General features: G+C 68.3%; 12 protein-coding genes. 5 read left to right on the forward strand and 7 right to left on the reverse strand.

The genetic code is table 11. The annotated features are described in order from the left end of the window. The 3 genes from DSP71_RS22825 to DSP71_RS00510 all read left to right on the forward strand — a co-directional run. Window positions 1–448, forward strand: a 448-nt coding sequence (locus tag DSP71_RS22825) for a YhgE/Pip family protein (protein ID WP_258546185.1), incomplete at its 5' end; no start/stop codon positions are given. Window positions 449–585: 137 nt separating this feature from the next. Further along, a complete protein-coding gene (locus tag DSP71_RS00505) occupies window positions 586–3,249 on the forward strand; it encodes a penicillin acylase family protein (RefSeq protein WP_113680097.1) in 2,664 nt (887 codons plus the stop codon). Window positions 3,250–3,305: 56 nt separating this feature from the next. Beyond that, complete coding sequence (locus DSP71_RS00510; protein WP_046748041.1) at window positions 3,306–4,067, forward strand: alpha/beta fold hydrolase; 762 nt, start codon at window positions 3,306–3,308, stop codon at window positions 4,065–4,067. 47 nt (window positions 4,068–4,114) lie between these two features. On the opposite strand, the gene mnhG is transcribed toward DSP71_RS00510, so the two are convergent. Genes mnhG through DSP71_RS00540 form a run of 6 tightly spaced genes read right to left on the reverse strand, consistent with a single transcriptional unit; the run spans window position 4,115 to window position 10,469 of the window. Continuing rightward, window positions 4,115–4,504, reverse strand: a complete 390-nt coding sequence (gene mnhG / locus DSP71_RS00515) for a monovalent cation/H(+) antiporter subunit G (RefSeq protein WP_046748040.1) — start codon at window positions 4,502–4,504, stop codon at window positions 4,115–4,117. After that, a complete protein-coding gene (locus DSP71_RS00520; RefSeq protein WP_021200077.1) occupies window positions 4,501–4,770 on the reverse strand; it encodes a monovalent cation/H+ antiporter complex subunit F in 270 nt (89 codons plus the stop codon). The genes mnhG and DSP71_RS00520 overlap by 4 nt, the downstream gene beginning before the upstream one ends. Beyond that, on the reverse strand, window positions 4,767–5,357 hold the full coding sequence (locus DSP71_RS00525) for a Na+/H+ antiporter subunit E (protein WP_113680098.1): 591 nt from the start codon (window positions 5,355–5,357) through the stop codon (window positions 4,767–4,769). Before DSP71_RS00525 ends, DSP71_RS00520 begins: the two co-directional genes overlap by 4 nt. Continuing rightward, the gene (locus tag DSP71_RS00530; RefSeq protein ID WP_045262651.1) at window positions 5,357–6,907 is read right to left on the reverse strand and encodes a Na+/H+ antiporter subunit D; all 1,551 of its coding nucleotides are present in this window, start codon (window positions 6,905–6,907) and stop codon (window positions 5,357–5,359) included. The genes DSP71_RS00525 and DSP71_RS00530 overlap by 1 nt, the downstream gene beginning before the upstream one ends. Continuing rightward, entirely contained in the window at window positions 6,904–7,500 is a 597-nt protein-coding gene (locus DSP71_RS00535; RefSeq protein ID WP_046748038.1) for a Na(+)/H(+) antiporter subunit C, read from the reverse strand. The genes DSP71_RS00530 and DSP71_RS00535 overlap by 4 nt, the downstream gene beginning before the upstream one ends. Next, the gene (locus DSP71_RS00540) at window positions 7,500–10,469 is read right to left on the reverse strand and encodes a Na+/H+ antiporter subunit A (RefSeq protein WP_113680099.1); all 2,970 of its coding nucleotides are present in this window, start codon (window positions 10,467–10,469) and stop codon (window positions 7,500–7,502) included. Before DSP71_RS00540 ends, DSP71_RS00535 begins: the two co-directional genes overlap by 1 nt. Window positions 10,470–10,589: 120 nt before the next feature. Between DSP71_RS00540 and DSP71_RS00545 the strand changes: the two genes are divergently transcribed. Further along, window positions 10,590–12,089, forward strand: a complete 1,500-nt coding sequence (locus DSP71_RS00545) for a hypothetical protein (protein WP_113680100.1) — start codon at window positions 10,590–10,592, stop codon at window positions 12,087–12,089. Between the two features lie 19 nt (window positions 12,090–12,108). Here DSP71_RS00545 and DSP71_RS00550 read toward each other — a convergent pair whose 3' ends face one another. After that, window positions 12,109–13,170, reverse strand: coding sequence for a LacI family DNA-binding transcriptional regulator (locus DSP71_RS00550; RefSeq protein WP_113680101.1), 1,062 nt, complete (start codon window positions 13,168–13,170; stop codon window positions 12,109–12,111). Between the two features lie 60 nt (window positions 13,171–13,230). Here DSP71_RS00550 and DSP71_RS00555 point away from each other — a divergent pair. Further along, a partial coding sequence (locus DSP71_RS00555; RefSeq protein ID WP_258546186.1) for an MFS transporter occupies window positions 13,231–14,303 on the forward strand: 1,073 nt, incomplete at its 3' end.

The following is a 14,303-nucleotide window of genomic DNA, read 5'->3' on the forward strand; positions in this document are numbered from 1 at the left end:
CGGCGCGGTGCAGATGCTCGGGCTCATGGGAATCCTCGCCGTCACGCTCGGCTTCACGTTCGACCACCCGCTCGGAACCCTCGGTGTGATGATCTTCGCGTCGGCCACCTTCACGGCGATCATCCTCGCGTTGAACGTGTGGCTCGGCTCGGTCGGACAGTTCCTCGGGCTGGTGCTCATGGTGCTGCAGCTCGTCACGGCCGGTGGGACCTTCCCCTGGCAGACGCTGCCGGCACCACTCGCCGCCCTTCATCATGTGCTGCCGCTGGGATACGTGGTCGATGCGATGCGCCAGCTGATGTACGGCGGTGACTACGCGCGGGCCGGGTGGGATCTGGCAGTGCTCGGAGTCTGGCTCGTCGGTGCGCTGCTGCTCGCGATGATCGGGGTGACCCGGATGACGCACCGCCGCACGCTGCGGGATCTGCAGCCGAGCCTGATCGGGTGATCGGTCGGGCGCTCGCGGCGGAACACCTCGCGGCGAGCGCGGAGGTGGATATGATGCGAAGGCGCGACCCTGACACGCGCACCGGGGCTCGGTGGGACTGAGTTCCACCTGTCTACCCGAAAGAGTTCTCGACGATGATGACCGATTCGCAGGAGCCCGCCGCACCCTCACGCCCCTCGCTGGGTGTCCGCATCGGACGCGTCGCGTTCCTCGTTGTGGCCGCGATCGTCGTGGTGGCCGTGGCTGCCGCGTTCTTCGTGACCTGGACGATCCAGCGCTCTTTCCCGCAGACCGACGGATCCATCGAGCTCGACGGCCTCCAGGCCGAGGTCACCGTGCAGCGCGACGACCGCGGCATCCCGACGATCACCGCCGACTCCACGGACGATCTGTTCTACGCCCAGGGCTTCGTGCACGCGCAGGACCGCTTCTTCGAGATGGACTTCCGCCGCCACGTGACGTCCGGACGGGTCGCCGAGATGTTCGGGGAGTCGCAGGCCGGAACCGACGCCTTCCTCCGCACCCTCGGCTGGCGCAAGGTCGCCGAGGCCGAGGTCGAGGCCATGGACGACACCACCCGCGGCTACTACGAGGCGTATGCGGATGGGGTGAATGCCTACCTGGCCTCGCGTTCGGGTGCCGAGCTCTCGCTCGAGTACGCCGTGATCGGACTGCAGAACCCCGACTACGCCCCAGAGCCCTGGGAACCTGCCGATTCCGTGGCCTGGCTCAAGGCCATGGCCTGGGATCTCCGCGGCAACATCGAGGACGAGACCGAGCGATCGCTCCTCGCCGCCGAGCTGAGCACCGCTACCGACGGCAATGCCCCGGATGCCGCGACCACCGCGGACATGCTGGCGAAGCTCTACCCCGAGTACCCGTTCGCTGAGAACCCGGTGATCGTCCCGAAGATCTCGACCGTTCCGGCGCTCGGCACGGGAGCGGAACCCGCAGCCTTCACCCCCGGCGAGACCGAGGGTGAGGCGCAGCAGGCGTCGACCACCATCGACTGGGAGGAGACCTCGAACGTCATCGAGGCCGCCAGCGTGCTGGTCGGCGACGTGGGCGAGGGCATCGGCTCGAACTCGTGGGTCGTCTCCGGAGACCTCACCGAGACGGGGATGCCGCTGCTCGCGAACGACCCGCACCTCGGAGCCTCCCTCCCCTCGGTCTGGTACCAGGTGCAATTGAAGTGCTCGACCGTGGACGAGGAGTGCCCGTTCGATGTGGGCGGCTTCTCGTTCTCCGGGCTGCCCGGCATCGTGATCGGCCACAACCAGAAGGTCGCGTGGGGGTTCACGAACCTCACCACCGACGTCACCGACCTCTACGTCGAGCGGGTCGAGGGCGACCAGTACTGGCGCGACGGAGCCCTGGTGCCGCTGGAGGAGAGCACGGAGACGATCAAGGTCGCCGGCGGCGATGACATCGATCTGACCATCCGCTCCACCGTGCACGGCCCGATCATCTCCGGACTCACGGACGACTTCACGGAGATCGCCGATGACCCAGAGCCCGCGCTGGGCGTCGAGGCCTCCGCGCCGACCACTCCCGTCCCCGGGTCGGAGGACGCCGAGTACGCCGTGAGCCTGCGGTGGACGGCGCTCGATCCCGGGACGGCCGCGACGGCGATCTTCGCCCTCTCCACCGCGCAGGACTTCGATGACTTCCGCTACGCCGCGTCGCTCTTCGACGTGCCGGCGCAGAACCTCATCTACGCCGACACCGAGGGCAACATCGGATACCAGGCCCCCGGCCGCCTCCCCATCCGCGGTGCTGGCGACGGATGGATGCCCCAGCCCGGATGGGACAGCAGCTACGACTGGACGGGCTTCATCCCGTTCGAGGAGCTGCCGGTGTCGTACAACCCGAACTCGGGGTACATCGTCACCGCGAACAACGCGATCGTGACGGACGACTACGCCTACTTCCTCTCCCGCGACTGGGACTACGGCTACCGGGCGGCGCGGATCGCCCACCTCATCGAACGGCGGACGGCGGTCGCCCCGCTGACCCCCGACGACATGCGCGACATCCAGATGGACAACGAGATGTGGATCGGAACGCAGCTGGCGACCGCCATGGCCGAGGTCGACGTCTCCGGGGCAGGCGCGTCCGATGCCGTCGACCTCTTGGAGGCCTGGGACGGTCAGAACAGCGCATCGTCGGCGGCCGCCGCCTATGCGAACGTGCTGTGGTCGAACCTGGTGCAGAACATCTTCGCCGAGCGCGAGCAGCCCCTCCCGATCGATGGTCAGGGGCGCCTGTTCACGGTCGTCTCCGCCATGCTGACCGATCCGTCCGACCCGCTCTGGACCAACGAGCAGCTCGACGTCGACGGGATGGAGCAGATGCTCGCGCTGTCGGCGGAGGAGGCCTACGACGAGCTCGCAGCCCTGCAGGGGACCACGATCTCGCGATGGAACTGGGGTGACCTGCACGCGATCACCCTCACCAGCGACACGCTCGGCTCGTCGGGGATCGCCCCGATCGAAGCACTGTTCAATCGCGGGCCGTTCCCCGTGAGCGGAGGAGCGTCCGTCGTGAACGCGACCGGATGGGAGCTCGGCGTCTCGTATGCGACGACGACGGTGCCGTCGATGCGGATGGTGGTCGATCTCTCCGACTTCGACGCCTCGACCTGGAACCACCTGACCGGTGCCTCCGGACACGCGTTCCACGAGCACTACACCGATCAGACCGCCGACTGGGCGGTAGGCGCCCAGAAGCCGTGGGCGTACTCGACGCAGGCGGTGAAGTCCGCAGCCGTCGACACGCTGGTGCTCAGCCCGGCCGACTGAACCCGAGGGTCGGAGTATCCGAGCACTGCCCCAGGATGCTCGGCTAGCGTGGATGGGTGCCAACCAGCTACCTCGCCCCCAAGGGCACCCCCGTCACGCTCCTGGAGTTCGAGCACGGAGGCGCGACCCTCATCGCCGAGACGTTCGGAGAAGGACCGCACACCTACCTGCTCCTGCACGGTATCGGCATGGGGCGCAGCGTCTACCTCGACGTGGTGCAGCGGCTCGATGGACGAGTCATCGCGGTCGATCTGCCGGGCTTCGGGGAGGCGCCAGAGCCCACGCGCACCCTCACGATGGAGCGGCACGCCGACCTGGTCGCGGCCTACCTCCAGCACGTGGACTCCGGTCCCGTTCTCGTGATCGGCCACTCCATGGGGAGCCAGATCGCTGCCGAGCTCGCCGCACGCCATCCGTCCCTCGTCGAAGGAGTGGTGCTCGCCGGTCCCACCGTGAACAAGGCGGCACGCAACATCGGAGCGCAGGCCCGCTACCTGCTGACCGACCTCATCGGCGAGCGGCCGCTGGTCATCTGGCGTGGAGCCCGCGAGTACCTCCGCGGCGGACCACACCTCTTCCGCAAGATGCGCGCAACGATCGTGCACGAGCCGGAAGACGCCTTCGTGCGCATCGAGTGCCCGGTGCTGGTGCTGCGCGGAGAGAGCGACCCGCTGGCACCGATGAGCTGGTGCCGCGAGATCATCGACGCGATCCCCGGAGCCGACCTCGAGGTGATCCCCGACCACGGTCACGGCACCCTGATCAGCGACTCCGAGCCCGCGGCACGCCTGATCCACGAGTTCGCCGCCCGTATCTGACGCCCGCGGGCCTTCCGTCGCGCGGCTCCCGGGATCAGACCTCGAGGTCAGCCGGCGGCGGGCGGGGTCTGCTTCGACTCGGCGAGTTCGTCGACCACGAGACCGCGCTGCTCGATGGTGCCGTTGCGGTACGCCTGCCGTCCGACCATGTGCGCCGAGAGCGGAGCGGTCGCGAACTGCATGAGCACCACCGGGGCGACCAGCACGAACCCGAGCAGGATGCCGCCGATCGAGCGCTGCGACAGTGCGATGGCGATGCAGATGAGGAGCAGACCGAGAACCTGCGGCTTGGTCGCCGCGTGCAGTCGCGAAGGCACATCGCGGAAGTGCAGCAGCCCGACCGCAGCCGACAGGCACAGCACGGCGCCGAGCAGGATGAGCACGAGCACCGCCACGTCGATGACGGCGTCGGGGATCATGAGACCGAACACGTTCATGGTGTCGTGTTGTCCCTTCTCGCGACGAAGCGGGCGACGGCGATCGAGCCGAACACCCCGATGGCCGCGATGATCAGGAGCACCGGGATGTTGCGGGTGTGACCGTTGATGGCCATCTCCGCACCGATCACGCACATCACCTCGGTGAGGAGCACGTCGGAGGCCACGGCCCTGTCGAGGATCGACGGCCCGCGCACGATCCGGATCAGGGCGAGCACGGCGGCGATGCCGAACACCACCATGATCAACAGCAGGAGGATGTTCATCGGGCACCGCCCTTCGTCGGTCCGAGGCCCGCACGCTCGTCGGCCTTGAGGGCACGATACTGAGCGGGGTCTCCGAGCGCACGCACGACCCGCTGCTCCCAGCGCAGCACGCCCGCACGCTGCTTCTCCACGTCGTCGAGGTTCCGGACGCCGATCACGTGCAGGTACAGGATCCGGCGGTCGCGGTCGGTCTCCACGACCAGCGACCCGGGGATCAGAGACGACACGACAGCGACGTGCGTCATGACGAGGTCGTCCGCGTAGCGCAGCGGCACCGCGATGATGGCCGTCCCCGGCTGTCGGCGGAAGTCGAAGACCTGCACGGTGACCGAGAGGGCGCCGCTCAGCACGGCGAACAGGAACTGCACCACGAAGAGCGCCGCGTACCAGAGGTTGATCCGGCCGGAGAGCGCGACGGTCGGCAGGCGGAACACGCGGGTGACGAAGATCGCGACGACGAGTCCCGTGAGGAACGACAGCACCGTGAACTGCGCCCACAACAGCATCCAGAGCACGACGAGCCACGCGAGGAACGGCAGCTGCACGCGGATGTCGCGCCACAGGTGACGCCGGGTGTCACGCGCCATCAGCCCACCTCGTCTTCCAGTTGCACGAGGCTCACGGGCTGCAGCAGTCCGGCGCCGATGCGGTCGCAGAGGGCGTACAGGGGACCGGCGAACACGGTCAGAGCGAGGGTCACAGCGACCATGCCTCCGGTCGCGAGGGTCATGATCTTCGGGATGCGGCGACGCTCCTGCTGCTCGTCGGCGGCGGGGGCGTTACCCAGGTAGGAGATGCGGCCCTCGGTCTCGGTGGAGTCCTCCTCCTCGCGCCAGAAGGCGAGGTTCCAGGCGCGCATCAGCGCGTACAGCGTCAGCAGCGAGGTGATGATACCGCCGAAGATCAGCACGATCATGATCGGAGTTCCGACGGAGGCCGCAGCTTCGAACAGCGCGAACTTGCCGATGAACCCCGAGAAGGGTGGCAGGCCGCCGAGGTTGATCGCGGGAACGAAGTACAGCACCGCGATGACCGGGGCGACCTTCAGCAGCCCCTTGACCCGCAGGATCGACGTGCTTCCCGCTCGGCGTTCCACGAGCCCGACGGCGAGGAACAGCGTCGTCTGCACGACGATGTGGTGAACGATGTAGTACACCGTCGCGCCGATAGCGGCGGGCGTCGCTATCGCGAGCCCGAAGATCATGTAGCCCACGTGGCTGACCAGCGTGAACGACAGGATTCGTTTGAGCTCTGCCTGCGCCACGGCGCCGAGCACTCCGACGATCATGGTCGCGAGCGCGATGATCAGCAGCAGGGTGTCGATGCTGTTCGAGGCGAAGAGCTGCGTCTCGGTGCGGATCAGCGCATACACGCCGACCTTCGTCAGCAAGCCGGCGAACACGGCGGTGACCGGGGCCGGAGCGGTCGGGTACGAGTCGGGCAACCAGAACGACACCGGGAAGATGGCAGCCTTGATGCCGAAGGCCACCACGAGCATCAGGTGCAGCACCAGCTGCGTCTCCTGGGGGAGCTCCGACATCCGCTCGGCGATCTGGGCCATGTTGACCGTGCCGAGCGCGCCGTAGATCATGGCGATCGAGGCGAGGAACAGGATCGACGAGACCAGCGAGACGACGATGTAGACCGCGCCGGTGCGGATACGGGACTCGGTGCTGCCCAGCGTGATCAGCACGTAGGAGGCGACGAGCAGGATCTCGAATCCGACGTACAGGTTGAACAGGTCCCCGGCGATGAAGGCGTTGAAGATACCGGCCGCGAGGATCAGGTACGACGGGTTGAAGATGGAGATCGGCGTCTCGTCGGTGCCGTCCGCCGCACCTTGGCCGATGGAGAAGAGCAGCACCGCGAGCAGCACGATGCTGGAGATCAGCACCAGGAGCGCGGCGAGCCGGTCGACATAGAGCACGATGCCGAACGGAACGGGCCATCCGCCGACCGACACCGCGAGCGGAGCACCCGAATCGACGACGACCAGGAGCACGGCGGCGATGATCGAGACGGCGGCGAGGGTGGCGACGGTGACGACGACCTGGAGGCGCGCGTTCCGGCCGAACACGAGAGTGACGGCGGCACCGAGCAGTGGCAGTGCGACGAGGAGGGGGACGAGGGCGGTCATGGCCTGCCCTCCTCGTTCTCGTCGTGGTCATCGGGTTCGTCGGGGCGCGGTTCTCGACCCTCGTCCGCAGCAGAGGGTTCGCTCCCCCAACCGGTCGGAGCGTCATACGGCGCATCGTCGTGGATGGAGGGGTGGTCCCGCATGTGCAGCACCGTGATCGGCGCGGTCTGCACGCCGACGAAGTCCGTGGTCGCCTCGTCGTCGTCCGTCTCGGATTCGTCGTCCATGAGGTCTTCGTCGGCATCGGTGCGCTCGCGCAGGGCGATGTCTGCCTCGTCGTCCTCGACCGTGTCGGCCTGTCCGAGCTGCCAGGAGCGATAGATCAGTGCGAGGAGGAAGGCCGAGACCGCGAACGTGATCACGATGGCCGTGAGGGTGAGCGCCTGCGGGAGGGGGTCGCTCATCTCGCCCTCGGTACCGAAGAACGGGGCGTTGCCCGGCACGCCCATCACGATCAGCAGCAGCAGATTGGTGGCGTTGCCGAGCAGCAGGAAGCCGATCAGCACGCGGGTCAGGCTGCGCTCCAGCATCGCGTAGACACCGCATGCGAAGAGGATGGCCATGATGACGATCAGGGTGAGGGAGACATCCATCAGCTGCTCCTCCCGCCCCGCGAGAGGAATCCTTCAGGACCGGGCGTGGTGCGCAGCGCGGCCTGACGGTCGACCTCGGCCCCGAGGCTGCGGAGCACGTCGAGCACGAGTCCGATCACGACGAGATAGACGCCCACATCGAAGATGGTCGACGTGACGAACTCCATGTGTCCGATGAGCGGGATCTCCCACTCCCAGAACGTGCTGGTCAACGGGGCGAGGCCGAAGAACAGGGGCACCACGGCCGTGCCGACGGCCAGGATGAGGCCGGTGCCGAGGAGGCGCCCCGCGTCCGTCGGGGCCGCGGCTCCCAGCTCCCAGCGACCGCCGGCGATGTAGCGCATCACCAGCGCCATACCCGCGACGAGACCGCCGGCGAACCCGCCACCCGGCAGGTTGTGCCCGGAGAACAGCAGGAAGATCGACACCACGATGATCGTGTGGAACAGAATGCGGACGATCACCTCGAGCAGGATCGACCTGTTCTCGGGCTTCATCTTCTGGCCGCCGACGAGCCATGCCCGCGGGCTGCTCTCGTTCTCGGACGTCTGGAAGCGGATGCCCTCGGTCGTCTCGACGAGGGGGCGGCTGCGCGCGGCCTTGCGCGTGGCTCGCGGCAGGTTCTTGGTGGCGGCCAGCAGATCGGCGCGGTGCGTGACGAACACGAGGGAGGCGACGCCCGTCGCGGCGAGCACGAGCACCGAGAGCTCGCCCATGGTGTCCCAGCCACGCAGATCGACGAGTGCCACGTTGACGACGTTCTTGCCGTGGCCGATCTCGTACGCGAGCTTCGGGAACGCCTCCGAGATCGGGTCGGCGACGCGGGACTGGGTGGCGACGACGGCCACGAAGGCCATCGTGACGCCCACGCCGATGGCCAGCAGGGCGCGGGGGATGCGCCCGACCGAGGCGTTGTGCTCGCCCATGCGCGCGGGAAGACGACGCAGCACGAGGGCGAAGGTGACCATCGTGACCGTCTCGACCAGGATCTGCGTGAGCGCGAGGTCGGGAGCGCCGCTCGTCGCGAAGAGCACGACCATTCCGAGTCCAGTGACCGAGACCAGCACCACGCCGGTGTAGCGCTTGCGCGCACGGACCGCGAAGATGCCGGCGATCGCCATGATCGGCGCGACGGCGATCTGCGCCGGGGTGTGCCAGAGGGACAGGTTGTACCGATCGATGTCGCTCGCGATCAGCGCCGTGACCTCGGCGGCGACGAACACCACGAAGATGGTGCCGACGTACACGGGCAGCGAGCCGCGCTGCGTGAGCGTCGTGCTGAGCACCGAGAGACGGTCGACGCCGCGCATGACGAAGTAGTACACGTCGGCCGCGGTGAAGCGCAGGATGCGAGCCTTGCGGTCCCAGGCGGTCCTGCGGGTGAGCAGGAACAGCCCGATGCCGAGCAGGATCGACAGGATCGAGATGCCCAGCGCCGGTTCGAAGCCGTGCCAGAGCGCCAAGTGGCCAGGGCCCTCGACGGCTTCCCCGGAGTGATCGAGGCCGGGAGTCGCCGTGAGGGCGTATCCCTGCAGAGCGGTGTCCAGGGCGGGAGCGCCGATGCCGGTGGCGAGGGTGACCCCCGCGAGGATGATCGGCGCGGACAGGAAGCCCACCGGCGGATCGGGCCATGCGGTGTCGGGAAGCTGCTGGCCCTGGTCGTCGCGCTTCTTCCAGAACGCACCCCAGAGGAAGCGCACGCCATATGCCGCAGTCAGCATGGAGCCGAGGACGATCCCGATCAGCGCGACGAGACCCCAGGCGGAGCCGCCCTGCGCGTCGTCGAGGAGCGCGGTGAGCGTCGATTCCTTGGCGACGAAGCCGATGGTCGGCGCGATACCCGCCATGGAGGCGACGGAGATGAATGCCGCTGTGGCCATGACGGGCGCCTGCCGACCGACACCGGAGAGCTCGCTGATGTCACGGGTCGACAGTTGGCGGTCGATCACACCGACGATGAGGAACAGCGCCGACTTGAACAGCGCGTGGCCGATGACCAGGGCGAGACCGGCGAGGGCGGTCGCCTGCGTGCCGTAGCCGACGACGATCGCGAAGAAGCCGAGCTGGCTCACGGTGCCGAAGGCGAGGATGCGCTTGAGGTCGGTCTCCCGAAGCGCCTGGATTCCGCCGAGCAGCATCGTGACGATGCCGAGCGTGATGACGATCGGTCGCCATGTCGTGCTGAACGCGAAGATCGGGGCGAAGCGGGCGATCAGGTAGATGCCGGCTTTCACCATCGCGGCCGCATGCAGGTAGGCGCTGACCGGGGTGGGAGCCGCCATGGCACCCGGAAGCCAGAAGTGGAAGGGGAACAGCGCCGACTTGCTGATGGCCCCGATCAGGAGCATCACGATCGCGGCATCGATGAGCGGCCCACTGGGCGCGAGCTCGAGGATCTCGCGGATGCTCGAGGTGCCCGTGTCGACGACGAGCAGCACGACGCCGACGAACATCACGAGACCGCCGAGCGTGGTCACGAGCAGCGCCTGCAGTGCGGCACGACGGCTGGCAGCGCGCCGACGGTAATGGCCGATGAGGAGGTAGGAGAGGATGCTCGTGACTTCCCAGAACATGACGAGCATCACGAGGTCGTCGGTGAGCACGAGCCCGTACATCGCCCCGGCGAAGCCGAGCAGGACACCGGCGAACTGGCCGACCCCCGCGGAGTCCTCGTAGAAGTACCAGCGGCAGTAGAGGAGCACGAGCGCGCCGACGCCGGTGACGATCAGCGTGAGCACCCAGCCGAGCACGTCCATGTCCATGGAGAGGTTGAGTCCCAGCTGCGGGATCCACTCGACCGATTCGAACGGGACGGGGCCGTCGAGCACCCGCGGCGTCATGACGAGCGCGTGCACGAAGGCGGCTGCCGGAACGAGGGCGGCGATGGCGAAGGCCTGAGCTCCGAGCCAGCGCACCAGAACGGGCATCAGCAGCGACCCGAGGAGGAACACAGCGAGGAGCATCAGCATATACGCGGCTCCCTCAGGGCTCGTCGGCCATTTCGGCACAGGCGGGCGGGTGTCAGACCAGTTTACCGGCGCGAGAGGTTCCTGCGGTCCACAGTTGCACGACCGTGCGAGAGTTGGCCCATGCGGCGGGTCTGGGTGCGAGAGCTCGCGGGCTGGTCGGGAGCACTGGTCGTGGCGGTCATCACCGTCGCTCAGGTGGCTTCATCCGCCCGCGCTGAGCTGCTGTTCCGAGACGGAGATTCCCTGGTCGTGGGCATGTTCGCTCGGTCGCTGCTCTCCGGCGCACCCCTCGACTGGGCGATGTCGAGCGTACTCTTCCTGCCCGAGTCCGCGGTGTTCTCCGGGCTGGACGCCGCGCTCGGGCTCGATGTGAACGGATTGCTCACGGTGAATGCCGTGGTCAACATGCTGGCCCTCTACGGTGCACTCCGCGTCGCCGTAGGGCGTCGGCGGGACAGGACAGCCCCCGTCGCATGGGCGCTGCTCGGGATGGGCACCTTCGCGATCCTCGCCATGACCGATCTCTCGGGGTCCCGAGACGCCCTGGAGCTGGCCTCACTGCTGCTGACGACCACGTACTACGCCGCCACCGTGGTCGCCGTCGTCCTCTGTGTGGGACTGGTCCGTCGCGTGCTCGACCGAAGCGCAGGGGGTATCGGCGCACTGATCGCGCTCGGGGCGATCGCCGCCGTGTCGACGCTCTCGAATCCCCTCTTCGCCGCCTGGGCCACGGTTCCGCTCTCGCTGCTGCTCCTCGTGATGCTCCTTCGCCCGCCACGACGAACACGCACCGCAACGATCCTCGTCGTGCTGGTCATCGGCACCGCGCTGGGCTTCCTCGGACGCATTCCGCTTCGGGCATGGATCGCCAACACCGGTACCGGCTACATCCAGCCCGAACTCTGGACGGAATCCGCGGGCTACTACGGGGGCCTTCTCCTCGACCGCCTTGCGACGCCCGCAGGGATCTTCGGAGTCGTGGTCGTGGGGGCTCTGGTCGGCTGGGCGATCGCGAACACGGCACGCGTCGGAGACACCGGCTCCCGTTTCGTCGCCACGGTCGCGTGGGCCATGCCCGCTCTCGTCCTGGTCGGGGCGATCGCCCTCGGGACCCACGCCGCCCGTTACCTGCAGCCGCTCGCGTTCGGACCCGTGCTCGTGATCGTGGCCGCTCCCCATATCCCGCGGATGCCCGCCCGGGCACCCCGTGCCCTCACGGCCACCGCGGCCGTGCTCCTGCTCGTGGGCGGGGCGCTGAGCGTGCCTCGGCTCGTCGCGGCGAGCACGACGCCCGACCCCGATCTCACCTGCGTGACCGACTGGGTCGATGCCTCGGGCCGCATCGGCGGCGGACAGTTCTGGACCGTGCGGCTGCCGAAGCTGCATGTCGCCGATCCCCGCCACCTCGTGCAGGTCGATCACGAGCTCAACGCGTACGCATGGTTGGTGAACCGCGAGGACTTCGACGTCGACGGAGTCTCGTTCCTCGTCGAGGACTCCCAGACCGTCGCGTGGCAGCTCTCCACACCGGCGATACCCGACGATGTCGTCGAGTGCGGGCGATATCGCATCCTCGACTTCGGCGAACGCGTTCTGCCGCTCGGCTCACAGCACAGCTGAGCACTCGGCGAGGACGCCGCTAGCGCGGGACGGGGCCCGTCGTGGTGCCGGCTCGGAACACGCAGGTGAGGTGCTGCGTGATCCCGGGTTCGCCACGCAGCATGCGGGCGATCTGCTCCCCGGCAGCGCGCCCCTTCTCGACCGCGGGCTGCACGCTGGTCGTGAGCGTGAGATCGCCGAGCCCGTCGACCTCGATGCCGTCGAAGCCCGCGACGGAGATATCTTCGGGCACGCGGAGACCCAGCTCCTCGGCTGCGCGGATGACGCCGACCGCAAGCAGATCGCTCTGCGCGAGCACGGCCGTCGGTCGAGTGGCCGGGTCGGTCAGGAGCATGCGGCCGACCAGCACGCCCTCATCGATGAAGCTGCCGGACGCCGAGATCGCCGGCGCGTCCGGGAAGACCTGACGCATCCCCTCGAGACGGTGCACTGAGACGTCGACGGTCGCTTTCTCGACCCGTTCGGGCGTCACCAGCGCGCGCTCGCGCTCGCTGTCGAGCGAGAGGGTGACCAGCGCCACGTCGCGGTGCCCGAGGTCGTAGACGTGCTGGGCGACGTCAGCGGAGGCTGCGACGTTGTCGAGGGTGATGCGCGGGATGCCCTCTCCGGCGTCGCCTTCGATGACGACCACGGGCAGTCCGCGGCCGAGGACCACTTCGAGCGAGGCCTTCGTGCGCCCGGAACAGCCGATGAGCACGAAGGCGTCGACGGGGGCGTTGGTGATGGCTGCACCCTCCTCCCCCGGCTCGTCGCGCATGAGGAGGATGCCGGCGCTCAGGTCGGCGAGCCCGTCGGTGAGGCCGTCCATCATGGCGGTCGTCACGGGATCGAGGAATGCTGCACGCAGATGCCCTTCGAGCACCACGGCGACGATGCCACTGCGTCCACGTCGCAGCGAGGCCGCACGAGGGTCCGGCCCCGCATAGCCGAGATCGGCTGCGGCGGCGAGGACGCGCTCCCTCGTGGCGGCGGCCACGTTCGCCTTGCCGCTGAAGACGACGGATGCGGTGGAGGTCGCCACGCCCGCCTCACGTGCGACGTCGGCGATCGTGGGCCGACGCGGCGTCTCCTGGCTGCTCATACTTCGAGGATAGCTCCCCGCGCTTCCCTACGGTCGAATCGATTCGATAGGCTGTCCGGCATGGAAACAGCCCTCTCTCGTTCGCAGTTCGTGCGCTGGCGCGCGGCGATCTTCGCCATCTTCCTCGCGAGCGGCCTCTCGATCGCGACCTGGGCGTCGCGCGTGCCCGGGATCAAGGAGGCGCTGGGACTCGACAACGCGCAGGTCGGTCTGATCCTGCTCGGCATGGGCATCTCGTCCATCCTCGGCATCTCGACAGGCCCCGCGGTGATGGCACGTCTGGGCGCCCGGCGCGGGATGCTCCTCACGATGCTGACGTTCGCGCTCGGCATCGTGCTGGTCGGCCTGGGCGCGAACGTGTTCGGTTCCGTCCCCGTCGTCATCGTGGGCATGGTGCTGTTCGGCTTCGGCAACGGGTCGGTCGACGTGATGATGAACGTCGAGGCGACCGCGATCGAACAGCAGATGGGCAAGACGATCCTGCCGGTCTTCCATGCCTTCTTCAGCTTCGGCACCGTCATCGGTGCGGGGATCGGCGCTCTCGCCGCGCAGCTCGCCGTCGACGTCGCGACCCACGCCGCGATCATGGGCGGGCTGATCGCCGTGATCGCGATCGTCTGCTTCTTCCAGGTCCCGGTGCGCGAGGCCGCCCTCGATCCCGCGGCGCATGAGAAGCCGGCCTTCCGCGTCCGCATGCACACGGCGCTCGAAGCGTGGCGCGAGCCCCGCACCTACCTCATCGGTGTGGTCATGCTCGGCATGTCTTTCGCCGAGGGCGGGGCCAACGACTGGATCGCCCTGGGCACCGAACAGGGTCACGGCTTCGCCGAGGGCACCGGAGCCGTATCCCTGGCCGTGTTCTCGGTCGGCATGACCGTCGTGCGCCTGTTCGGCGGTCCCCTCGTGGATCGCTTCGGCCGCGTCCTGGTCCTGCGCATCCTCGCAGCGACCGCAGCGTCGGGCATCCTGCTGTTCATCCTCGCCCCCACCTTCCCGCTCGTGCTGGTCGGAGCCGCGCTGTGGGGAATCGGCGCATCGCTCGGCTTCCCGCTGGGCATGTCGGCGGCGGCAGACGACCCCGCCAAGGCCGCGGCCAGGGTGAGCGCGGCCGCCACGATCGGCTACATCGCCTT

The organism is Microbacterium sp. H6 (assembly GCF_003314775.1).
Lineage (GTDB): Bacteria > Actinomycetota > Actinomycetes > Actinomycetales > Microbacteriaceae > Microbacterium > Microbacterium oxydans.